At 47.9% G+C, this 23,295-nt stretch carries 22 protein-coding genes, 2 pseudogenes and 1 riboswitch; of the genes and pseudogenes, 17 read left to right on the top strand and 7 right to left on the bottom strand.

Going from position 1 to position 23,295, the window contains the following annotated elements; translation table 11 throughout:
- The first annotated feature begins 8 nt into the window (after positions 1-8).
- Genes P4S53_RS01490 through P4S53_RS01480 form a run of 3 tightly spaced genes read left to right on the top strand, consistent with a single transcriptional unit; the run spans position 9 to position 1,611 of the window.
- On the top strand, positions 9-533 hold the full coding sequence (locus P4S53_RS01490) for a DUF2878 domain-containing protein (RefSeq protein ID WP_337111052.1): 525 nt from the start codon (positions 9-11) through the stop codon (positions 531-533).
- Position 534: 1 nt separating this feature from the next.
- The gene (locus P4S53_RS01485; RefSeq protein ID WP_337111051.1) at positions 535-1,038 is read left to right on the top strand and encodes a chalcone isomerase family protein; all 504 of its coding nucleotides are present in this window, start codon (positions 535-537) and stop codon (positions 1,036-1,038) included.
- A 27-nt stretch (positions 1,039-1,065) separates the two neighbouring features.
- Positions 1,066-1,611, top strand: coding sequence for a DUF3833 domain-containing protein (locus P4S53_RS01480; protein WP_337111050.1), 546 nt, complete (start codon positions 1,066-1,068; stop codon positions 1,609-1,611).
- Positions 1,612-1,647: 36 nt separating this feature from the next.
- Here P4S53_RS01480 and P4S53_RS01475 read toward each other — a convergent pair.
- Positions 1,648-3,305 (bottom strand): annotated as a pseudogene (locus P4S53_RS01475) (DUF2813 domain-containing protein).
- A gap of 247 nt (positions 3,306-3,552) precedes the next feature.
- Here P4S53_RS01475 and P4S53_RS01470 point away from each other — a divergent pair.
- Both P4S53_RS01470 and P4S53_RS01465 read left to right on the top strand, forming a co-directional pair.
- A complete protein-coding gene (locus tag P4S53_RS01470) occupies positions 3,553-3,945 on the top strand; it encodes a VOC family protein (RefSeq protein WP_337111049.1) in 393 nt (130 codons plus the stop codon).
- Between the two features lie 204 nt (positions 3,946-4,149).
- A complete protein-coding gene (locus P4S53_RS01465; protein ID WP_337111048.1) occupies positions 4,150-5,955 on the top strand; it encodes a bifunctional metallophosphatase/5'-nucleotidase in 1,806 nt (601 codons plus the stop codon).
- A 281-nt stretch (positions 5,956-6,236) separates the two neighbouring features.
- Here the strand turns inward: P4S53_RS01465 and ribB are convergent, their stop codons facing one another.
- Together ribB and P4S53_RS01455 are read right to left on the bottom strand one after the other, a co-directional pair.
- Positions 6,237-6,926 carry a 3,4-dihydroxy-2-butanone-4-phosphate synthase gene (gene ribB, locus P4S53_RS01460; RefSeq protein ID WP_337111047.1) on the bottom strand — a complete coding sequence of 230 codons (690 nt, stop codon included), beginning with the start codon at positions 6,924-6,926 and terminating at the stop codon, positions 6,237-6,239.
- A 148-nt stretch (positions 6,927-7,074) separates the two neighbouring features.
- Positions 7,075-7,287, bottom strand: a riboswitch (FMN riboswitch).
- 102 nt (positions 7,288-7,389) lie between these two features.
- Positions 7,390-8,331, bottom strand: coding sequence for a hypothetical protein (locus tag P4S53_RS01455; protein WP_337111046.1), 942 nt, complete (start codon positions 8,329-8,331; stop codon positions 7,390-7,392).
- A 271-nt stretch (positions 8,332-8,602) separates the two neighbouring features.
- Here P4S53_RS01455 and P4S53_RS01450 point away from each other — a divergent pair, with 271 nt between their 5' ends.
- The 9 genes and pseudogenes from P4S53_RS01450 (at position 8,603) to P4S53_RS01410 (ending at position 17,369) form a co-directional block, all read left to right on the top strand.
- Positions 8,603-8,797, top strand: coding sequence for a hypothetical protein (locus tag P4S53_RS01450; RefSeq protein WP_027251300.1), 195 nt, complete (start codon positions 8,603-8,605; stop codon positions 8,795-8,797).
- 212 nt (positions 8,798-9,009) lie between these two features.
- Complete coding sequence (locus P4S53_RS01445) at positions 9,010-9,291, top strand: HlyU family transcriptional regulator (RefSeq protein ID WP_337111045.1); 282 nt, start codon at positions 9,010-9,012, stop codon at positions 9,289-9,291.
- A 385-nt stretch (positions 9,292-9,676) separates the two neighbouring features.
- Complete coding sequence (pntA, locus tag P4S53_RS01440) at positions 9,677-11,215, top strand: Re/Si-specific NAD(P)(+) transhydrogenase subunit alpha (protein ID WP_337111044.1); 1,539 nt, start codon at positions 9,677-9,679, stop codon at positions 11,213-11,215.
- 14 nt (positions 11,216-11,229) lie between these two features.
- A pseudogene (pntB, locus tag P4S53_RS01435) lies at positions 11,230-12,607 on the top strand (Re/Si-specific NAD(P)(+) transhydrogenase subunit beta).
- Positions 12,608-12,831: 224 nt separating this feature from the next.
- On the top strand, positions 12,832-14,271 hold the full coding sequence (gene vxrA, locus P4S53_RS01430) for a sensor histidine kinase VxrA (protein WP_337112036.1): 1,440 nt from the start codon (positions 12,832-12,834) through the stop codon (positions 14,269-14,271).
- A complete protein-coding gene (locus P4S53_RS01425) occupies positions 14,246-14,914 on the top strand; it encodes a response regulator transcription factor (protein WP_337111043.1) in 669 nt (222 codons plus the stop codon). The genes vxrA and P4S53_RS01425 overlap by 26 nt, the downstream gene beginning before the upstream one ends.
- Positions 14,911-15,774: a DUF2861 family protein gene (locus P4S53_RS01420; RefSeq protein ID WP_337111042.1), complete on the top strand. Its 864-nt coding sequence runs from the start codon at positions 14,911-14,913 to the stop codon at positions 15,772-15,774. The genes P4S53_RS01425 and P4S53_RS01420 overlap by 4 nt, the downstream gene beginning before the upstream one ends.
- Before the next feature lie 161 nt (positions 15,775-15,935).
- A complete protein-coding gene (locus tag P4S53_RS01415) occupies positions 15,936-17,132 on the top strand; it encodes an NnrS family protein (protein ID WP_337111041.1) in 1,197 nt (398 codons plus the stop codon).
- A 78-nt stretch (positions 17,133-17,210) separates the two neighbouring features.
- Positions 17,211-17,369 carry a YoaH family protein gene (locus P4S53_RS01410; RefSeq protein WP_337111040.1) on the top strand — a complete coding sequence of 53 codons (159 nt, stop codon included), beginning with the start codon at positions 17,211-17,213 and terminating at the stop codon, positions 17,367-17,369.
- A gap of 72 nt (positions 17,370-17,441) precedes the next feature.
- Here the strand turns inward: P4S53_RS01410 and nadE are convergent, their stop codons facing one another.
- A complete protein-coding gene (nadE, locus tag P4S53_RS01405; RefSeq protein WP_337111039.1) occupies positions 17,442-18,278 on the bottom strand; it encodes an ammonia-dependent NAD(+) synthetase in 837 nt (278 codons plus the stop codon).
- Between the two features lie 180 nt (positions 18,279-18,458).
- Between nadE and P4S53_RS01400 the strand changes: the two genes are divergently transcribed.
- On the top strand, positions 18,459-18,995 hold the full coding sequence (locus P4S53_RS01400) for a nicotinate-nicotinamide nucleotide adenylyltransferase (protein ID WP_337112035.1): 537 nt from the start codon (positions 18,459-18,461) through the stop codon (positions 18,993-18,995).
- Between the two features lie 288 nt (positions 18,996-19,283).
- The gene (locus tag P4S53_RS01395) at positions 19,284-19,607 is read left to right on the top strand and encodes a hypothetical protein (RefSeq protein ID WP_337111038.1); all 324 of its coding nucleotides are present in this window, start codon (positions 19,284-19,286) and stop codon (positions 19,605-19,607) included.
- An 86-nt stretch (positions 19,608-19,693) separates the two neighbouring features.
- Here the strand turns inward: P4S53_RS01395 and P4S53_RS01390 are convergent, their stop codons facing one another.
- A complete protein-coding gene (locus P4S53_RS01390; protein WP_337111037.1) occupies positions 19,694-20,371 on the bottom strand; it encodes an AraC family ligand binding domain-containing protein in 678 nt (225 codons plus the stop codon).
- 193 nt (positions 20,372-20,564) lie between these two features.
- On the opposite strand from P4S53_RS01390, the gene P4S53_RS01385 reads away from it, so the two are divergent.
- The gene (locus P4S53_RS01385; protein ID WP_337111036.1) at positions 20,565-21,674 is read left to right on the top strand and encodes a 1-acyl-sn-glycerol-3-phosphate acyltransferase; all 1,110 of its coding nucleotides are present in this window, start codon (positions 20,565-20,567) and stop codon (positions 21,672-21,674) included.
- Between the two features lie 30 nt (positions 21,675-21,704).
- Here P4S53_RS01385 and P4S53_RS01380 read toward each other — a convergent pair whose 3' ends face one another.
- Positions 21,705-22,187 carry an OmpA family protein gene (locus P4S53_RS01380; protein ID WP_337111035.1) on the bottom strand — a complete coding sequence of 161 codons (483 nt, stop codon included), beginning with the start codon at positions 22,185-22,187 and terminating at the stop codon, positions 21,705-21,707.
- A 156-nt stretch (positions 22,188-22,343) separates the two neighbouring features.
- Positions 22,344-23,258, bottom strand: a complete 915-nt coding sequence (locus P4S53_RS01375) for a LysR family transcriptional regulator (protein WP_337111034.1) — start codon at positions 23,256-23,258, stop codon at positions 22,344-22,346.
- Between the last annotated feature and the right edge of the window lie 37 nt (positions 23,259-23,295).

Below are 23,295 nucleotides of genomic sequence, written 5' to 3'. Positions count from 1 at the left end.
TCAACCTCATGAAAGCGCCAGACGGATACGGAACACGAACCCTCACGACCAAGGCATTAATTGTCGTCGGTCTGATATTTAACGGCTTCTGGCTGCTGGCGGTGCTGGGGCAAAACGACTGGATCGCGGTGCTGGGCTGTATCTTGGCTGTCGTCTGGTGGTGTTATCCGGCCTCGGTCAAAAGGGTGCTGGCTATGGCACTGGCGGGCTGCCTGATGGATGGATTACTGACCTTTACGGGACTTTATCAGTTTGAAAGTAGTTTCCTGCCAGCCTGGCTGATTCTGCTTTGGTTAGGATTTGCCACCTTTGTGTGGTTCCTGCGTCATAACCTGGCAAGGTATCCAACTTTGCTGGTGTTGCTGGCGGGCAGTATCGGTGGTGCAGCCAGTTATCTGGCGGGAAAACAACTGGGTGCTGTGTCCTGGCCTGCTGGCGACACACAGACCCTTTTGATCGTCACAGTGTGCTGGCTGGTTTTTTCAGGACTTCTCTTGTTGTGGATACGAATCTGTATCGATAAGGAGGTATGAGATGCGTCTGCTAACGATTTTCACTGCTGTTTTGCTGCTGGTCTCGCCCTGGGCTCTGGCCCGCGGCCCCTGGCAAAGTTGGCCGGTTGTCGGAGAGGCCACGTTAAAATGGGGGCCCTGGGTCATTTATGACTCTCAGCTTCGTACGCCGTCCGGGCGGTACAATGCCAACATGGCGGATTCGACCGCGCTGGTGATCAAGTATCAGCGTGACATCGATAAAGATGACTTACTGGAAGCCACGGATGATCAATGGCAGAAGCTGGGAGTACCGGCAGCCAAACGTCAGCGATGGCTTATTGTGCTCGATAATATCTGGCCGAATGTCCGTAAAGGTGATCGGCTGATATTTGTTGTTCACGCTGGTGGAGGCACATTTTACCGGGACAACACTGTGATTGGCGAAGTTCGGGACAGGGAAATGGCTGACGCTTTTCTGGGGATCTGGTTATCACCTGAAACCCAGTATCCCGAGCTGAGAAAACGGCTCATTGGGCGGGTCTGAGATGACGGGAGAATCAGGATGAGAAACATGTACAACACCGGATGGGTGAACTGGCTGAAAGTGACCGGGCTGATAGCGGTGCTGTTCATCAGTGGCTGCTCTGCATCCGTTGAGGATCACAAATATCACCGCCCTGAACTGGATCTGTTCAGTTATTTCAATGGCAATGTAACAGCCTGGGGGATGCTTCAGGACAGATCCGGCAAGCAGACACGGCGGTTTTCCGTTGATATTATCGGAACCGTTCAGGGCAATACGCTGACGCTCAAAGAAGACTTTGTGTTCGATGACGGAGAGAAACAGCAACGGATCTGGACAATACAGCGTCAGTCCGAAGGTGTTTACTCCGGAACGGCGGGAGATGTGGTAGGAAATGCCACCGGCAAGGTCTCAGGCAATGCGCTGAACTGGCAATACACGCTGAGGGTACCTGTCGGGGACACCACCTATGACATCGCTTTTGATGACTGGATGTTCCTGCATGACGATACCCGCATGTTTAACATTGCCAAAATGAGTAAATGGGGCGTTCATGTCGGTACAGTAACGCTTTTCTTTGCAAAGTCCGATTGAGTGACACCGTCACCTTAGTGCTGTGTATGCTCTGGCTCAGGTGGTTGAAGCGCGAGCCAGAGCAACCATGCGTTTGAGCAGCCAGCGCAGCAAGGTTGGAATATGATCAATTTCCTCGCTGTCTGTAAATTCCACCATGGCCAGGGCCACATCAGGTTTGGCATGATGCTTAAGCGCTTTTTGTATGATCTTCTTGGGGGAGCCGGGTGGTCATCTGACACTCTGGCCAGCTTACGGAACAGCGGTTCATATCCGTGGTGAAACAGGAAATGTTCGATATCAAGATCGGGTAAGACGGTTAACCTGTGTTTATCCGATTCGCTGCCAAGCATATGACGCACCGTCTCTGCATACTTCTTACCGGCGGCATCGCCGTCTGTCACGACATGCCATTCAATGCCCATCAGTTTAGCGATTTTGATAATTGGCTTGAGGCCACTTTGTGCAAATTCAATCACCTGCACGCCTTCCGAGGCAAAGTTATACCCGCACCGGTAAGCAAACTCATTTAACAGCCAGACTTCTGTTTCCCCTTCCACAAGCAGCCAGGCCCGTGCATACAGTGCGCCGGGGCGATGTAACCGCACGTGAAAGCCGACTCTGCGCAGTTCATCCCGGCTCAGACTGTGGTTATCCAAACTATAGACCCGGGTTTTATCGGGCTCTCTGTTGAGTTTTTTTATACTGTTCAACGGGACAACAGAGGCCAGTTCCGGACTGTTGGTGGTCAGAATTTTCTGCATCGGCATATTAACGACAAAAGCCCAGGCCTGATGAAGAATGATGGGATGAAGCCTGCCTTCCGGGTCTTCAAGGATCATGATGGGGCGTGATATACGCTTCAGTTCTACTGGCCCCCGGGCACGGATGTAGGCATTGATGAGGCCCATCAACACCAGTTTGTTTTGCTTGGTCATTTCCGGACGGGCGAGCATTTCCAGGGGGTTCGGGGAAAAGTGGCTGCGTTCAGGGAAATGCCTGTGATCCCGGTGGGGCGCTTTATGGTGTGGTGTAAACGCAAAATAATGATCAACCAGCGTCCGCAGTGCACGGATACTGCTTTTGATTTCATCGCTGCTGACATGGCCGGGGCGGGTCAGCAGGCGGCGGCAGGTGTTATCCAGCCGTCGCTCTATTCGGGTGTTGAGGGCAGTTCGTTGTTCCTGATCCAGATCTTCCTGCAGCTGCTCTGTGTCAAGCCGCAGCTGTCTCGCATCGCGGATTCGCACGATGGGGTGTAAAACCATGAGTTGTTTAGCAAGCTTGTCGCTATCCGTGCAGTCGATGATATTGCCGCCGGCATCAAGGAAATGACGTTCTGTGATCACTTTGTCGTCTTCACGTTCGCTGCTTATCTGATAGTAAAACTGCTTACCGTCTTTGCCGTTCCTGACCCACACGGGTTTGAAGGAGCGGTAGCGGCGCGCTTTGTGCTCGCCCGGGTAATCTTCAACCCAGTTCAGAACGATTTGTATCTGAGAGACCTGGGTATGGCCCAGTGAGTAGTCAACATGAAAGTCTGAAAAATGAAAGTTATGAAATTTGGCGTCCGGTGAGAGTGCGATACTCAGAGCATCCAGCAAGGAAGATTTACCCCAGGTGTTTTCACCGATGAGTACTGTCAGCTCATTGAACGTCAGAGACAAGCGCTTGATCCCTCTGAAACCTGCAATTTCGATTCTGCTTAAATGCATTTTTTACCTGCCTGCTGTGTTTGCTTACTGTAAGCCTATAGCATGAAGAGACGGTGTGTTCATGTATATGCCCACAAAATTTACAGAAGCTGTTGATTTCCATCGTGATTGAAATTGAATCCCGGTGGCTGCTTGTGATGAATCGATGGGATTGTTATAGTCCGGACCAAACAGAAATCTGAGTCATGGCTCAGGATTATCAAACACCTATTGGGATAATCAATCCAAAATTATCAGGAGTTGGCTGATGGCAAAAATAATTCATACCATGGTGCGGGTACATGATTTGGATAAGTCCCTTGTTTTTTATAAACAGGCACTGGATTTAGATGTGGCACACCGACTGGATTTTGATGACTTCAGCCTGGTCTATCTGCGTAACGATGAGAATGATATGGAGCTTGAGCTGACTTGGAACAAGGGTGCTGAGCCTTATTCTCACGGCAGCGGATACGGGCACATTGCCGTGGCAGTGGATGACCTGGATGCAGAACACGAAAAGCTACAGTCTTTGGGGTATGCGCCACTGGATATTAAAGAATTTTCTCGTGAAGGTCAGTTACTGGCACGTTTCTTTTTTGTCTTAGACCCGGATGGCTACAAAATTGAAGTCCTGCAGCGGCACGGGCACTATCAGTAATATTCTTAACATATAAACTGACAAGTGTATGAAAAGGCAGCATTAACGCTGCCTTTTCTGGCTTTTTCTTGACTGTTTATGGTGATATTTTTGTGACAGATGAGATATTCATCCCTGGATACGACCCTTTCCTGTATGATGATATGCACAATGTGATTAGAATCATATCCGATTGAAATGTTTCACGGAGAACACTAAGCCTTTATGACCCGACACACTCAAGCCCGAATTACCATCGCCCATATCAACGATACGCACTCTCACTTTGAGCCCTCTGCCATCAAGCTGACTCTGCCTGAACATGTGTTAATCCAAACACCAGGACTTTCTGTCGGCGAGTATGCGCATGAGACGACTGTGTATGCCAGTTGTGGTGGGTTTGCGCGGGTATCGACGGCGGTGAAAGAGGCAAGAAAGCAAGCGTATTTAAATGGCCGTGAGTTTATGTTTGTGCATGCCGGCGATTGCTTTCAGGGCACATTGTATTTCTCTCTGTTTAAAGGGCAGGCTAATGCCAGGCTGCTGAATGCGATTGGTGTAGAAGCGATGGCACTGGGTAATCATGAACTGGACATGGGCAACGCGCTGGTTGCCGATTTTCTGGATCAGGTCGACTTTCCAATGCTGGCCGGTAACTGGGATTTGAGTCAGGAAGATCAAAGCAAGCGTAATCCCCTGAGACCCAAGTCAAACCTGCTGGCCTATAACAATGACACAGGGTGTGCACGTTATCTGCTGAAAGACGTGCAGGGCGAGCCAGTCGCCTTTTTTGGCCTGACCATTGAAAATATGGATAAAATTGCCAATCCGGATCCGGATACCTCTTTCCGGTCGGTCGTTTCTGTGGCAGAAAGAACCATTGCAGAGTTACACCGTCACGGCGTGAACAAAATCGTGTTGCTCAGTCATCTTGGTTATGAACGTGATCTTGAACTGGCTGAAAAAGTGGAAGGGATAGGCCTTATCATTGGCGGTCATACTCATACCATGCAAGGGGATTTCACCAATGTCGGATACGGCAAAAAAGATCAGTATGCCGTCAAGATTAAGGGAACCTGTGTGGTGCAGGCCGGCTGCAATGCTCTGGCTTTAGGACAGGTCTCAATCGATTTCGCGGCTGATGGCAGTGTTGAACAAGTCTCTGGTGGTAACCAGTTGCTGCTTGGCAGTCAATTTACCCTGGATGCCACACGCAATGAGCATTTAGAACCGGATTGCCACGAAGTGGTAAAACACTATCTTCAGCAACAGCCAAATATCACGATGTGCGCTAAGGATCTGGTGGTTGAGCATATTCTGAATCTGGATTATCGTCCGGCGGTGCGTGAACGCCAGACCAATAAAGTGGCAGAGGTGACTGAATCACTCCGACATGTCAGAGTGCCAGACAGCCATGGTGCCAGTGCCATCGCCCCGCTGGTGGTGGAAAGTTTTGTTCATCATGGCAGACAGATGGGCTTTGAGGTTGATTTTGGCATTCACAATGCTGGTGGTGTCAGAACCTCGCTGAACCCTGGGCCCATCAGTACTGCCGATATTGCCGGGCGTTTATTGCCATTCGCCATTGGGCTGATGGTTTATAAAGTCAGAGGCGTCAAAGTGCGTGAGGCACTGGAAGGTGCGATAGACAACGCTGTCGATAACGGCGTTGAAGGCACAGGAACGGGCAGCTTCCCCTATACGGCCCATCTGCGTTTTACTTATCGCTGTTGTTTGCCGAAAGGTCAGCGGATCGAAAAGCTCGCTTACTTCAAAGATGGGGATTGGTTGCCTCTTGAAGACGATGCTGTCTATACCTCAGTGTCATCCGGATATACGGCGACAGGGAAAGAAGGTTATCAGGCGTTGCTGGACTGTGAAATGGCGCCTTTATCACTCGATTGTACAATGGCTGAAGCGTTTGAAAACTATGCGCGTTATCAGCAACAGCTTTCTGCACCGAAAGACGATCTGATCACTTACATTCCCTGTGAATGTGACCATGCCGTTCACGAGCATGGCGCAGCATAAAGTGCAGTATTCTTCGTGATTATTGATATCAGGCCTGACAATACGTCAGGCTTTTTTATCTGCCAATTTTCTATTTAATGATGCAAACCCTGCGGTCGACTGATCACTGATAAGGTAATCAAGCAAGAGTCGGGTATGAATCGGGATTGGCTGGATACAATTTTAATCGGTGTTTGGATTGTGGCCTGGAGTGCCCTGACATACTGGGTACCCGTGACGGGGATCTGAGCGAGGAACAAAAGAGGTATTCAGCTGAATACCTCTTTGCGTATCAGGAATGCTTAAGCGAATACGGTTTCGGAAGTCGTCTGGCCCTCACCGGTCTGCGCTGACAGATGCGCTAATCGGTAGGCAGCAAGATCTTCAATGGTTAAAACCGGCATCTCATGACGTTCACCAAATGCAATCACTTCAGGTAAACGGGCCATAGTGCCATCGGGGTTGGTCAGCTCGCAGAGCACGCCGAATGGCTTGCGGCCTGCTAAGCGCATCAGATCGATGGTTGCCTCTGTATGACCCCGGCGACCCAGCACGCCTTCAGAATTCGCTTTCAGCGGAAAAACATGACCAGGTCTGTGTAAATCTTCCGGCTGTGCGTCATCGGCAATGGCTGCTTTGATGGTGGTGACACGATCAGCGGCAGAAACGCCTGTGGTGACTCCTTTTGCCGCCTCGATGGTTACCGTGAAACCGGTTTGATTGACGCTGGTATTCTTGTCGACCATCATGGGTAACGCGAGTTGATCGATGCGCTCTTGGGTTAAGCACAAGCAGACAATGCCTGAGCACTTGCGAATCATCAGTGCCATTTGCTCTGTTGTGAGTGAATCGGCGGCAAAAATGATATCACCTTCGTTTTCACGATCTTCGTCGTCAACCACCAAAACACCACGGCCTTCACGAATCGCGCGGATGCCGGTTTCAACGCGCTCGAAAGCGGTACCAAAAGGGGAAAGCAGAGACTGATTCATGGTATTTACTCCATTATTAACATTAACGTTACCAGAATCAGGGCGCAAAAAAACAGCGTTTCAGCCAGGCTGAAATAGCTTTACAGGTATGTGTGAACAGGCAAGCCAAAAGCTCGCTGAACAGAATGTAAAAGCAAGAAACAAATCCGCTGATTCTCTTCCATCCGGACTATAACCGTCGGCTCTGGACTCGTTGCATGAAGTTGAACATGCAGTTTCACCAGATCTGCTGACCTTCATCCACACTGAGTGTGATTGCGATGAAGCGCTCGCGGGCTTCTGCCGAAACAGGCTAGACTTTACTTGCCTGCCTCGGTCAGTTACCGCCGGTGGGGAATTTCACCCCGCCCTGAGAATTCCTGTCGATAATAATGAAATCAATGCGCAAAGAGCAAGACTGGCATCACGTTAAAGGATAATTCTCTTTGGAATCGGTACAACTGCTTGTTTTCTGCTCATCAAGTCAGTTGACAGAGGACGTTTGCGTTGGGTTCTTGCTATTGATTAAGTTGCTCATCCACTTTACTACTAAAGGCATGGCATAGATCGGAAGCTGAAGCGCACCAACAAGAATGAGATAGTCAGGGCCTAATGAGGCACCGGCAACGGTATAAGTCAGTAAAACATTCCGGTTTGCAGAAGTGATCCCCGCAAGAAGACCATTCTGAATATTTTTCCGCATAAACAGAAGAAAACCGCTCGTAAAGAAGAGCAGGCAAATTGCGATACCGTAACCAAAGTAAAGTAATCCTTGCTGCCATGACTGATCGACAAATTCACGAAAATCAGCCACCAGGCCCAGTGGAAACGCAGGGACCAGTAAAATAGTCACTTGCGCAATTTTACTGTGAGTTCGCTGGATAATGTGGGAAGAAACGTAACGATGACATAGTGCTGATAGCAGCATAGGACCAAAAATGAAAATGACCAGTCGCTGGAAATAAGTCATCAGATCAAGACTGAAGCTGTCATGCCTGAAAAGGTAGAGATTGATACAGAGAACAACAGGCATCAGCAGCGTGGTGGCAATTGTCATCGCCATGGCGGTCATCACATCCAGCCCAACTGAGCGTGCTATGGCTGGTGTGGCAAATAATGAGCCGGTTGCCGCAACCGCTGAAATCGCCAGGATCAGTGATGATGAAGCGCCCAAAACAGAGGCAATGAAGGTAGAGAGCATTGACAGAAGTGCAGCATGATAAAAAGCGTACACCCAGATTTTCGGCTGAAATAAAAGGCTGATTAAAGCGTTTTGTTTTATCCCAATCAAAGTAAACAACATTAAAAAGAAAAGAATGTAAGGCAAATAAGGGAAAACTGCAGTAGAAATCGCTGGAAAGGTAAACCCGATTAAAGCGGCAAGTAATAAAAGTACTGATGAGTGTCTCGCAAGCAGGGATAACATCTTACGTCCTGTGTGATTGTTAATTGGTTGTGAATTATGGTCGGGGTTGATCTGATAACGCGCTATTTAGGCATTAATTGATACCATTTCATGACAGATTATTCATCTCTTCAGCGTATATATTTTTTACGGCCAATCAAATTGAAACCTTTGTGTAACAGATTAGATTTTTTTATGGATTCCTGAAAGAAATGTCATTTTCAGTTCAAAAATCAACCGGTTAGTATTTGCCCTGTAGAACAACATCTAACCAATTAATAATGAGGCAATCATGGCACAGGCAATGCACTTCGACACCATTACAAATCAGGACGTTATGGAGAAGAAAGCCTATTCGCTAAACATCAAAGGATTGATTGCACACGCACTGGATATTTTGCTGCCACGTCAGCAGGTATCCGTTAAGACTTATCAGGTTTCTCATCTGCCAGTTCATCTGCAGAAAGACATTGGTCTGATCCGATAAGCAATATCACTTGCTAGATACTCTAAGCGCCGGCCAGAAAGCCGGCGTTTTTTTGTTATTTTTTCTTATGTGAATGTGGTGTAAATCAGCAGTGAGTAAAACTGAGTTAGAACATTTTCATCATAATTATCAGTTTTTAATCTGTTTGGGTTTATTTTACATAGGCATATGGCATGATAGTGTCATTCAATATATCGGAAAGGAGTGCTTTCGTGGGTTTCTGGTCAAAGCTCTTTGGAAGAGAAACGACAGATTCGAAAACGCTTGAAGTGACACCTGAGGAATATAAAGGGTACCTCATTTACCCTGAACCTATTTCCGAAGGCGGGCAGTTTCGGATTGCTGGCAGGATTTGCAAAGAATATGAAGGTGAGTTGAAAACACACACTTTCATACGGTCAGATCTACTGGCAAGTAAAGCGGATGCGACAACATTGATGGTGAATAAAGCCAAGATGTTCATCGATCAGACTGGCGATACCATGTTCCGGTAAATTGAGTGCATTGTCTGAAGGAGTAAAGACGCTGCACTGAAATGAATGTTTAGAGACCGGTACTTATTTATCAGGGAACCGGACCCCGGTGATTGCTCATTATATTATTTGGCATGGCTGGTGGGAAACCCTGACTGTTGTTGGGAGAAAACGGCAAATCTTGGAGTTTAGTTCATTCTCTTTCAGTTTTTTTGCTGATAAGTGAAACGGGTTACAAATCCTGGGATTGCCCTAAATTGTTGGTGTCATTAACTTCAAGCAAGTCAATAACATCCGTTGTTTAATCTCAAGTAAAGAGTGTTGGATTGGTGCCATTCTCAGCCGTTGCGATACTGGGAACTGGATACTAAATGTGTACATTTTTGCTACTGTTCAGGGAATAACGATGCAGATAGGTGTGCCTAAAGAAATACTCGCGAATGAAACGCGAGTGGCTGCGACGCCGAAAACGGTCGAACAGCTATTAAAAATGGGATTCAGTGTCGCTGTTGAACATGACGCTGGTATTCACGCAAGTTTTGATGATGCTGCTTTTGAAGCTGCAGGCGCTCGGGTCGTGTCTACGGAAGAAGTGTGGCAGTCAGATCTGATCTTTAAAGTGAATGCCCCCAGTGATGATGAGATTGCTCTTCTGAAAGAAGGGGCCAGCCTGGTCAGCTTTATCTGGCCGGCGCAAAATCCAGAATTGCTGAAAAAACTCTCCAGTAAAAATATCAATGTCATGGCGATGGATTCGGTGCCGCGTATTTCACGGGCACAGGCTCTGGACGCATTGAGTTCTATGGCAAACATTGCCGGTTATCGTGCTGTCGTTGAAGCTGCCCATGAGTTTGGTCGTTTCTTTACCGGGCAAATCACTGCTGCCGGTAAAGTGCCGCCAGCGAAAGTGCTGGTTGCAGGTGCAGGGGTTGCCGGACTGGCCGCGATTGGTGCTGCGGGCAGCCTGGGTGCCATTGTACGCGCCTTCGATGTACGCCCTGAAGTGAAAGAACAAGTGCAGTCTATGGGTGCTGAGTTCCTTGAAGTCGATTTCAAAGAAGACACCAGCACGGGAGATGGCTACGCGAAAGAAATGTCAGACGAATTTAACAAGGCCGCTGAGCGTTTGTACGCAGAGCAGGCGAAAGACGTCGACATCATTATTACGACCGCGCTGATTCCCGGCCGTCCGGCTCCTCGCCTGATTACCCAGGAAATGGTTGATTCCATGAAACCCGGCAGCGTTATCGTCGACCTTGCTGCGGCCAATGGCGGAAACTGTGCCTATACCGAAGCCGATAAAGTGATCACGACGCCTAACGGTGTCAAAATTATCGGTTACACCGATATGGTCAGCCGTCTGCCGAATCAGTCCTCTCAGCTCTACGCGACCAACCTGGTCAATTTGATGAAGCTGTTGTGTAAAGAAAAAGACGGCAACATCAATATCAACTTTGATGATGAAGTGCTGCGCGGTTTAACCGTGGTTAAAGAAGGTGAACTCACCTGGCCGGCACCGCCCATTAAAGTCTCTGCTGCTCCGCAGCAAGAAAAAGCCGTCGCGGCACCTGTTGCGAAACCAGAAAAACAGCCCATGTCGCCAGCCAGAAAGTATGGGTTGATGGCAGCGGGGGCGTTATTGTTTGGCTGGGTCGCGAATTATGCACCTGCTGAATTCCTTTCCCACTTTACGGTATTTGTACTGGCCTGCGTGGTGGGTTACTACGTCGTATGGAACGTGACGCATGCGTTGCACACACCACTGATGTCAGTGACCAATGCTATCTCCGGTATCATTATTGTCGGTGCCTTATTGCAGATTGGTCAGGGAGTTGGCGTTGTGTCCTTCTTTGCCTTTATTGCTGTTTTGATTGCAAGTATCAATATTTTTGGTGGCTTTACCGTCACTAAGCGGATGCTTGAAATGTTCCGTAAAGATAAGTAAGGGAGTTGTTATCAATGTCTGCAGGAATTGTTCAAGCGGCCTACATTATTGCTGCTGTCCTTTTTATCATGTCGTTGGCAGGACTCTCTAAACAGGAATCCGCAAAGTCAGGTAACTACTTTGGTATGGCAGGAATGGCCATCGCACTGATTGCTACTATTTTTGGTCCGGAATCAGCTGGAACCGGCTGGATTATTCTGGCCATGATTGTGGGGGGCGATTGGTATTTACTACGCCAAGAAAGTTGAAATGACTCAGATGCCAGAGCTGGTTGCTATTCTTCACAGTTTTGTGGGTATGGCTGCCGTGCTGGTTGGTTTCAATACTTTCCTTGACCATGGTGAAGCACTGACTGGTGCGATGTTAACCATTCATTTGGTTGAAATTTTTATCGGCGTCTTCATCGGTGCGGTGACCTTTACAGGCTCAGTGGTGGCTTTTGGTAAACTTCGCGGCACGATGTCATCTAAGCCTTTGATGTTGCCTCATCGCCATAAACTGAACTTGCTGGCTGTTCTGGTATCTCTTGTTTTACTGACCCTGTTTGTGGATCCGGATCCTTCGATATTCCCACTCATTGTTGTGACAATTATCGCTTTAGCATTCGGTTATCATTTGGTTGCATCGATCGGTGGTGCGGATATGCCGGTTGTCGTGTCAATGCTGAACTCATATTCAGGATGGGCCGCCGCAGCGGCTGGCTTTATGCTGGCGAATGATCTGCTGATTGTGACGGGTGCTTTAGTCGGATCTTCAGGTGCGATACTGTCATACATCATGTGTAAAGCAATGAATCGTTCATTTGTCAGTGTTATTGCAGGTGGCTTTGGTACCGATGGCTCCGTTTCTACCGGTGATGAAGAAGTGGGCGAGTATCATGAATCCTCAGCGGAAGAAGTGGCAGAGATGCTGAAAGATGCGCGCTCAGTGATCATCACGCCGGGATACGGTATGGCGGTTGCGCAGGCGCAATACCCGGTTCACGAAATCACAGAGAAGCTAAGGGCAAAAGGCGTGGAGGTCAGATTTGGGATTCACCCGGTTGCCGGTCGTTTACCTGGTCATATGAATGTTCTGCTGGCTGAAGCGAGAGTACCCTACGATATTGTTCTGGAAATGGACGAAATCAATGAAGACTTCTCAGAGACAGACGTGGTCTTGGTGATCGGTGCTAACGATACGGTTAACCCGGCAGCAATGGAAGACCCTGGTAGCCCGATTGCCGGAATGCCAGTTCTGGAAGTGTGGAACGCGAAGCACGTAATCGTATTTAAGCGTTCAATGAATACCGGTTATGCAGGTGTTCAAAACCCCTTGTTCTTCAAAGAAAACACCCAGATGCTGTTTGGCGATGCCAAAGAGAGTGTGGAGAACATAGCCCGTTTTCTGTAACTAGCACATTAAACCACTCATCAAACGCCGCTGATTTTATTGAGCGGCGTTTTTCTTTTTGATGCCTGGTGCGAAAGCTTCAACAGAAAACCGAATGAATCGTCTGTAATCTGGGGGCAGATTGACCTGCTAGGATGGCGAGAATACGTAATCCATTTATAGTTATCTGATCTAATGACAATTTTCTGACAATACTGAATCGGTGAATGTTAAACTTCCGCGCTATGAAAAAGTATGTGCTAATTATTTCTCTTCTGTTTACAGGCTCCCTTCAAGCGGAGACGGAAAGTTTACCTGATCGTATGTCAGCGGCTCGTGCTGAATTGCTTTCCAGTAAACCTTTGGCCACATACGATTTTCGACAGTTACAAAGTCGTTACCCGACACCCTTGCTGCTGCCATCCAGTTTGTTGCCGCAATCAGCCAAGTACCCGCTATCGGCGCTGCGGCACCTGTATCAAAATGCGGAAACCTGTAAGGGCCCTTGGCCAGTCAGCCCTTTGGTAACACATCCTGTCGTTTTTACACGTGCAATGTGTAACAGCGTTGTGTTACCAAGAGGCTGGTTTGTACGTTCTGGTTATATTCATCCAGGCGGTGGGAGTTATGCGGCGCGTTATCTGGAAAAGTTTCCAAACCGCAAAAACGAACTGGAAAGCTACTTACACATTCAGGAACGTGATTTAGCGGCGACAGGTACAGTGCTGGGACGATTACAGCGAATGAGCAGTGAAGAAATCCGCGTGTTTATTGCCGGTGCGGAAGCCTTTATATCTAATGGTGAGCTTTGGATCCGGAATGGCAATGAATACCATGTCTATGATCAGCCGACCTGGGCGCAGGCACTGGCAAAGCATGATCTGCACTTCACGCGTTTGGTTGCCACTGACTTCTGCTTAGTCAAAAGTGGCAACATTTGCTGGCAGGAAGAAGATAAGTCGTACCTGACGACATATTTGCTTGCAGGCTTGCTGGTTATCAATATTGGCTTGCTCATGGGCTGGGTGATGTATCGCTGGCGAATCCGCCGGCGTGCGATGCAGGAAAGAATGCTGGTTCTGCAAATCCTGACTCACGAGCTGCGGACACCTATCGCAAGTCTGAGTATGACGGTGGAAGGTTTTCGTCGTCACTTTGATGCTTTGCCTGAAACCCTATATGATGAGTTCAGACGATTGACCGAAGATTCACGCCGATTAAGGCAGTTGGCTGAGGCCAGTAAAGATTACCTGCAGGCGAATCATCAAGAATTGAGTGTTCAGAATCTGGAGTCTTTTAATGAATGGATTGAATTTATTGCAGAACCCTATGATGTGACCTTGTCACTTTCTGAGGACCGTGGCGTCAAGGTCAATATGTACTGGCTTGGAACCTGTATTGATAACTTGCTGTCCAATGCTCATAAATATGGCCAGGCCCCGATTGAATTAACATCATCGTTCAAAGATGGAAAACTGATTGTCATAGTGAAAGACCAGGGAAATTTAGGTAGTAAGGATTGGGCCCGACTGAGAAAACCCTTTGTGAGTGAAAAGGGCTTGGGTTTGGGACTGACAATCGTTGAATCGATGATCCGTCGAATGGGTGGGCGGATGAAATTAATAGGTCCGCCAACCACTTTTATTTTGGAGATACCGTGTGAATCAAACTCTGCTACTGGTTGAAGATGACCGCAACCTTGCTGATGGTTTGCTCGAATGTTTGAAAGAAGCAGGCTATGAGTGCCTGTATGCTGACTGTGCAACCAATGTTGAATCTTTGTGGGCGCAAGCCGATCTGGTTGTTCTTGACCGCCAGCTACCCGAAGGAGACTCGCTGACTTACCTTGACGGTTGGTTAAAGCTGAAATCGGTTCCTGTTATTTTGCTAACAGCAATGGTGTCCGTGAATGATAAAGTGATCGGGCTGGACTCAGGCGCCAAAGATTACCTGACGAAACCTTTTGCCGAAGAGGAACTGCTGGCGCGTATCCGTGTTCACTTGAGAAATGGTGAGTCTGAATCGCAAAACGCGAATCTTATTTCGATTGGTGAAACACTGATCAACCTGGAAAGCCGCGAAGTGAAGCAAAAAGGGGACTCTGTCACCCTGACTCGCACCGAATTTGAACTGCTTGTTTTCCTTGCAAAACATTCAGGCCGGGTATTCACCCGAGACGAGCTGCTTGATCAGGTGTGGGGCTATAACCATTATCCGACAACCCGTACTGTTGATACCCATATCCTGCAGTTACGTCAGAAGCTGCCTGGCATTGAGATAGAAACGCTGCGCGGTGTTGGCTATCGGATGAAAGCGCCGCAAGAATGAAATCGCTGTGGGTAACGCCTGTCTTTGGGATCATGACATGTCTGTTCATGGTCCCTCAGGCATCGGCTAAATGGTTTGTGGGTAAGGATCTCTACACTGTCGCGCACCAGCGTTTACTGGAAGGGAACACAGCTGCCAGTTTCGAGACTATGGTTCAGGCCTGGCAGCAGCTGCCTTCTGAGGAGCAGCAGGCAAACCTGAACGATTTGCTGGAGCTGGCCATTACAGAAGATTGCGGTTTCAGTCTGAAACAGCGAAGCCTACCTGAGTGGTTGTCTAAAGTGGCTGTTCGACGTGAAGTGATCCAAAACCTGAACCAGGTCTTACTGAGATTATCTGTTACGGGAATTACACAGGCTAAGCAGCTTGAAGTAACGTTTTCCCGCTGGCCAGATACGCAATTCAGCATGCCAGCGGCTTCAATTTCTGAGAATGGCCAGTTTGTCTCGGAATCTCGCCGTTTAGATGAGCCCTTAGCTGCAGGCCTTTATCAGTTGAAAATAACGGCAGGCAAGGAGCACAGCTGGAACTCCTGGGTCATACTGACCAAGCCGGATCCGAAACAGAAAATTGGCTGGAAAGACAGTAAAAACTGGCGTATTGAACGTGAAGTCTTACCCAATTCCACCTGCCCATCGCCTGTATTGTCGATGAATTTGTTTGATTTGAACGACACAAACTGGAGTCCGATTTGGACTCAGGATGTCGATGGCAAGCTACCGACAAGTTTGCCGGCGATTGATGTGCCGGATGGCCGCTACTGGCTGAGTGTCGGGCTGGTTGAAAGCCGCTGGCAGGGAGACATCTCTATTTTGGATATTCAGAGAATAACCCGGCCTGTTGATTATCCTGATTTTTAACAGCGCAAGCCGAGTAAAACCCCGCAGCGTGAACCTGAAACGATAGCGCAGGTTTGAGCACCTATAACCAAGACCCCAGTGTCTTGGTTTATTGTTTTACATCAACCTGTCTTTCTCATCATTGTCTATGATGTCTTTTTTACTTTAAGTAGTGAAAGCACATGCAAATTGTTGATAAAGCTTCCGCGCTGAAGATCCCCCCGTTTTTACGTTTGGCGTTTCGGCCCTTTTTCCTTGCTGCCGGTCTGTTCTCCGTTATTTCAATGTTAATCTGGGCGGGCTTTTGGTCTGGTTTCATGCTGTTCCCTATGTATGGCAACCCAGTGTGGTGGCACAGCCATGAAATGCTGTTTGGATTTACCGGTGCAGTGATTGTTGGGTTTTTGCTGACTGCAGTACAAAACTGGACGGGGATACCTGGTATCAGCGGCTGGAAGCTGGGGCTGGTGTTTGCTATATGGCTGATAGCGAGAGTGTCGCTGCTGGTTATGGCTCCCCATCCAGTCTGGATGATGCTTGACCTGCTGTGGCTGGCTATGGCGATCCTTTTCCTGGCGATACCTATCGTCCGGAATCGCCAATGGCGAAATGTGCTTTTTCTGCCAGTGTTGTTTCTGCTGTTGTTTCTAAATGCTCTTATGCATGGAACTGTATTGGGTTGGAGTCATGTACCGCTGCGCACAGTGGCATTGCAAACGACCTTGTTAATTGCTGTGCTGATGACTGTCATGGGGGGTCGTGTTATCCCATTTTTTACGGCGCGTGGCACACAGACTGAACCCATCACACGTATACCCTTGCGTGAGCATTCAGCCTTATGGCCCATGTGGGCTGTATTCCTGTCATTATTACTGTTCTCACCAGTGCTGCCTTCAATGTGGTTTGGCGGCTTATGCATGTTCGCGGCATTGGCGCAAATTCCGCGGCTGGTGCGTTGGCGAACAGGCAAAACGTTTGGTATTCCATTGTTGTGGATGCTTCATTTCGCCTATTACGTTACGGTTCTGGGAGTGTTTCTGTTAGGGGTCAGTCAGGTTTATCCTCAGCAATTGCCTTACAGTATTGCACTGCATGTCATCACCGTCGGTGGTATAGGAGGCATGATCCTGGCGATGGTTGTCCGGGTGTCATTAGGGCATACAGGAAGATCACTGCAGACAGGGAAGCGGATTCTGGCTGCCTTTGTGATTTTGATCATGGCTGTGTTAGTCAGAACGTTACTGATAGTGATATTTCCGGGGCTAATGCAACACGCTTACATACTCTCTGCATTACTGTGGGCGGTGGCCTTTGGGATATTTTGCTTTGTGTTCTGGCCGATACTCACTCAGGCTCGTGCTGACGGGCATCCGGGCTAGGGCTTTTGAATTATCAATGACAGGTTGATTAAGAGTCGTTAGAATGGCCTCCCTTTCAAGCAATGTACAGGATTCGTTATGTTTGGTGATTCGTCAATTTCTTTAACTCACGAAGAACAGCAAGAAGCGGCAGAGCGAATTCATGCGCTGATGGCAGAAGGCATCAGCAGTGGAGAGGCGATTCAAATAGTTGCAGAACAGATTCGCCAGAGTAAGAGTGCGGATAAGAGTCAGTAATCATTACAGTCAGACTCATAACATGGGCTTTGCATCCACGCAAAGCCCATTTGTTTTTTAGCGTTGCTTCGCTTAGTCCTGGTCGTAGATGGTCGGGATTGGCTGTCGTTTATGCTGCGTGGCTTTATAAATACCGATCAGCTTCTCCTTCACAGAATCACTAACAGCTTTGCCTTCAAGAAAATCATCAATTTCATCGTAAGTTAGCTGTAGCGCCTCTTCGTCCGTCTTTTGAGGTGTCAGGCACTCAAGATCGGCAGTTGGCACTTTGTGAACAAGTTCTTGCGGCGCACCAAGGTAATCCGCAATTTGTCGTACCTGGCGTTTGCTCAGACCAAACAGTGGCGCTAAATCGCAAGCGCCGTCGCCCCATTTGGTATAAAAGCCGGTAATATTTTCAGCCGAGTGGTCGGTCCCCAGGACAAGCCCGCCAACCAGACCGGCGATCTCATACTGTGCCACCATACGGGTCCGCGCTTTCACATTTCCCTTCACAAAATCGACTTTGCCATCATCTTGCGGAATCAGGCCAGTACTGTTCAGTGCATCCAGTGTGGCTGCATGTGTGCCATCTACACCTGGCTTAATATTAACCGATACTGAATGGGTAGGGCGGATGAATTGTAAGGCAAGCTGGGCTTCATCTTCATCCTGTTGCTGGCCATAAGGCAAACGAACAGCGATGAACTGATAGTCTTCAGATGCTGACTCAGCATTCAGGCTGTCTACTGCCAGTTGAGCCAACCGGCCACAGGTAGTGGAGTCGACCCCACCACTGATACCCAGTACTAAAGCTTTGCAATGCGCTTGTTTTAGCTTGTGTTGAATAAAAGCAACGCGACGCTGAACTTCAAACTCAGCGTCTATCACTGGGAGTACCTGCATTTCTGCACGGATAAGCTGTTCCATGACATGAATCCTCTGTGCTTTGACCAATTTCTGGACATTCAATACCGAATACTGGTGAAAGCGGTAAAATGTATTAAACCTTTGACGAAATCATGCGATAACTCTTAAGTAGGATCAATGCTGATTGAGAAAGAAATTGGTATTTTTATTTCGTACAGAGGGGAAAGAGGCAACAGGAGTATGACAAAAAAGATCGCAGTATTTGGCAGCGCATTTAATCCGCCCAGTTTAGGGCATAAATCTGTGCTGGAACGGCTGTCCCATTTTGATCACGTTTTACTGGTTCCCAGTTATTCTCACGCCTGGGGAAAAGTCATGCTTAATTATGACTCTCGTTGCACTATGGTTGCTGCTTTTATCGAAGATTTAAATTTTTCCAATTTATCTCTTTGTCGAATAGAGGAAGCAATCTCACAAAATGATAAACCAGTGACGACCTATGATGTGATGCATTCCCTGCAAAATGAACATCCGAATGCGGAGCTGACTTTTGTTGTCGGACCTGATAATTTTTTAAGCTTTTCAAAGTTTTATCGCGCTAAAGACATCTTAAGTCATTGGCAGGTTCTCAGTTGCCCTGAAACGGTTCCCATTCGGAGTACTGATGTTCGTGATAATATTGTCAAAAACAGGCCGATTTCACATTTAACCACCCCGGGTGTGGTTAGAATAATAACGTCACAGCATTTTTATGTTGCGAGTGATGGTCAAAAATAAACCAATTGGTGTTTCTGTCGCCTATAAGCATAAAGTACGAAAATTTTATTATTAAGGGTGTTTCGTGAATCGGGTTATTCGAAAATTGCATGTTGCTCTATTGCAGATCGGGCTGTTGTCTTTTTCGTATTCTGCATCCGCTTTACCTTGCCACTTTTATAGTCAGAAACAGCTTAAAAGTTTGTCTGAAGACGACAGAGGGGCCTACTTGCTGACCTGTTTTCAGCCCCTGACGGTGGGGAAAGGGGGGCTTATTCCACTCAGACGTTGCCGTCAGCCGGAGACAGTATGCGCTGGGATGAAGCAGAAGTGCATCATGATAGAGGCGCGTCCTTTTGGGATGACTGGCAATCTGGTTCCAGTGGTCCGATGCTGAAAGATAACTCATCGTCCGCTTTCTATGGCCTGGGCTTGTGGCTACCTAAAAAATATGAAGGCCTGGATATCATGACGCTGCAAGATGCTAAAGAGTGGGTCATGAAGCACGGTGTTATGATGAGTTTTGGGCTTGGGTCAGAAGACGGTCAATCGCCTAAATACCGAATCGATTACATGTGGCATGAAGATGAGCGGGATGGTGTGATGTTGCAGGTTGATATTCCACTTCAGTAACAGTCGTTTTTATACTCACTCGGTTATCTGCAACCAGCTACCTGTACCAGGTAGCTGGTTGTGTTTTGTGAAGCTAAGCCGAAGCATTAAAATTGGTAGTCAGCAAGACTTTGGCCAAGTGCTTGTAAATGGTCTAATTGGCACTCAAGTTCACTGGCGACCTGCTCGGCATTTCTTCCGGAACGAGAAAGCCTGATCGCTTCACGGACGATAAGACACGCTTCAAGCTCACGCGCGCTCATCCCCAGATTCGCTTCGATTGATGAGAGGTCTTCATCAAATGCAGGTGTTCGCCTTTGGAGCAGGTTTCTCAGCACAGATTGTTGTTTGTCAGTCAGAGCCGGACAAAGTTGCTGCGTTACAGGTGAAAACTTTGCCGTTTGATCAACGATGACTGCGAGTATCCTTCCCATAGGGCTATCATTGGTTGGAGACTGCTCTTGAAATTGGTTCAGCTCCTGCAGCAAAGCGTTCAGAAGTGGTGTTACCGTCACAAAGCCAGCTTGCTGACACAACGGTTGCCGGAGGCGGGCAGAGAAATGAATGATGTCATAACGACAGCCCGGTAATACAGTTAAAGCATGAAGGCACTCAAAGGGTACCCAAAATCCGCTGCCTGTGGTTAATGCGAACTCATGTTTGCCCAGTCGTAGCAGGGCGACACCTGCATTGACAGTTATCAGGTATGCGGTAACATTTTTTCTGCGAGCGCCCACGGCCAGCAGAGACTGTTCAACCTTTGTATATTCAATTGCCTGGTTCATCTTGTTCCTCTGAGTCAAAGCCCGCACATAGTGTTCGGTTTTACCTTCGGGGTCAAGGCGGTCAGAGTCGGGTCAGTAGGAAGAAAGTTTGCTGGTCAGACCTCCAACCATTAAACTGTTAGGGGTCGATCATTGGGTAATCAATCAAATCTGCGTAGAATGGCGCGATTTTAACATTAGATGAAGCAACATAGTGCAAACAGATAACGATATTTATAAAGATATACGCCCTTACAATGACGATGAAGTCAGTGGTGCGATTCAACGCTTAATCAATGATGACGAATTCATCAACGCTATCCTCAACTACCGGTTTCCACAGTTATCGGGTGTGTTTGGCTGGCTGTTGCGTCCATTGATTAAACGCTTTCTTGTCCGCAAATGGTCAAGTGTTAAGACAGTAGAAGACGTTCAGCTACAAGTGGCCAAGTATATGGCTGCAACCATCGAACACTCTTGTGACGGTGTCACGCATTCAGGTTTAGATAAACTGGATCCCAATAAAGCGTATCTGTTCATCTCCAATCACAGAGATATCGCCATGGATCCGGCTATGGTGAACTGGTGCCTTTACCACAATAACCTGAACACAGTCCGTATCGCGATTGGCGACAATCTTCTGAAAAAGCCCTGCGCGACAGAGCTGATGCGTTTAAACAAAAGCTTTATTGTGAAACGTTCGGTAAAAGCGCCACGTGAAATGATGAAAGCACTGGGTCTGCTGTCAGATTATATTGCCAACTCTATCGAAACAGGTCACTCGATCTGGATTGCTCAGAAAGAGGGGCGTGCGAAAGACGGGAACGACAAGACGGATCCTGCGTTACTGAAAATGTTTTACATGGAAGGACGCAAACGCAAACAGTCTTTTCCCGAGTTCATGACTCAGCTCAATATTGTGCCTGTGGCCATTTCTTATGAGAATGATCCCTGCGATTTAGCGAAGGCAATCGAACTGAATGCCAAGCAGACAACGGGGAGCTATGAGAAAGGCGAGTTTGAAGATATCGAAAGCATTGTACAGGGCATAGTCGGACAAAAACGACGAGTTCATGTGAGCTTTGGCGATGTGATCGATCAACCGTTCGAAACTCCAGAGCAACTGGCTGAAGAAATCGACCGCCAGATAACGGGTATTTATCATTTATTCCCTGCAAATTACATTGCTGCCGGCATTCAAGACGATTCAGTCACCGACAGTGAAGAAGCGAAGTTTAACAGCAAGCTGGCTTCTCAGCCGGAAGGCGTGGCAGACATCATCAAGAAAATGTACGCCTTCCCGGCGTTGAAAAAACAGGGATAAATTGACACATTTCCCGCAATGAGCTGTGGTTCAGAACTTTCCGTCCTCATCTGAGGCATTTAATGTTCTGACCACAGTCTCGGGCGAGATGACTTCAACCCGGCTGTTCGACCCGGATACGGCCGGATCACCGTTGCCCTGGGCAACGACCTGAATACGCTCTTCTTCAATCCCAAACACAGATGCAATATAAATGGCGACACTGAACGCCCGTTCATACGATAACGCCATATTATCTTCTTCGTTATCACTCTCTGAACTGTGACCAATGATGATGACGTTACTGTCAGGATGCTGCCTGAGTCTGACTGCAATAGGATCGATTTTCAGCTGCTCACGTTGCGGAATTTCAAAGCTGCCTTCGTCAAAAAAGACGGTGTCTTTGACTTCAGGGATTTCCGTTAGGATTGCTTTGGGTGGCGGTGGCGGCTCAGTCACTTCTTCAACGGTTGCCGGTGTGCTGGTTACTGCCGGAGACGGTTCAGCTTCTTCCTGAGTGGCGCAGCCAGCCATGATCAGCAACCCTGATAAAAGTATGATGTGAAGACATTTATCTCGACTGTAAGCTGAAAGAGTTAACATGGCGGCTCACCTGTAAGAACTACCTATAGGTGTAGAACAGTAAGTCAGGTTCCTCAACTGCAGTTCTAAGACGTAGCAGTACAGTGACTACTGATGTGGCTGGAAGGGATGGCTGGTCATCCATTCCGCCATAAAGTCGATAAAGGCTCTTACTTTGGGGGCCAGGTACTTATGGCGCGGATAGACAGCGTACATGGGCAGTGCTAATTCTGGTTTCCAGTCTGCCAACACTTGGGTTAACTGCTGAGTTTCCAATTCATCGTGGATCAGGTAGGTGGCCAGATAGGCGATACCGGCTCCTGCTTTGGTTGCCTCTAAAACGGCCGGGGCATTATTGATTCGGTAACTGCCTGTGACCCGGACTGATTCTTTTACGCCTTCTTTAGAAAAGTCCCACTGAACATATTTTCGCTCCCGGCTTTCATAGGTAATGCAATTGTGTTTGCGTAAATCAGCAGGAATTTTGGGTTTGCCATGTAGAGCGATGTAGTCCGGAGAAGCGACAACGATGAATTCGCAATCGACGAGTTTTTTCGCAACCATGCCTTCGGGCGGGTGTTCGTGAATAGCCAGCCAGCAGTCAAAGCCTTCTTCCAGCAGGTTAGGGCGATGGTCAAAAAGACTGATTTCCAGCTCAAGCTCAGGATGAGCTCGCTGAAAAGCGACCATTGCCGGTGTGATATTGGTGTTTCCAAATGACTGGGCGACCCCTATTCTGAGCACTCCTTTTATTTCATTTCGATAGCCGGCAACCAAAGCTTCTGCTTCTTTTACGGTATCAAGCAGTTGCTGTCCAAATTCGGCATATTGCAAGCCAATATCAGTGAGCGCAACTGTGCGCGTGCTGCGCTGAACTAATTGACAACCCAGTCGTTCTTCAAGGTATCGAATTTGCTTGCTGACCTGTGATTTAGAAATGCCAAGGCGTTCAGCGGCACGCGTGAAGTTCTGTTCGTGACTGACCGTTGCCAGGATCACCATTTGTTGCAAATTTTCTAACATCAAGGGTTTACCTGTAATACTTCATACATAAAGAAGA

This window comes from Photobacterium sp. Hal280 (assembly GCF_037162255.1).
Taxonomy (GTDB): Bacteria; Pseudomonadota; Gammaproteobacteria; order Enterobacterales; family Vibrionaceae; genus Photobacterium.
Note: the sequence above shows the minus strand (reverse complement) of the source record. Positions and strands in the feature narration are given on the sequence as shown.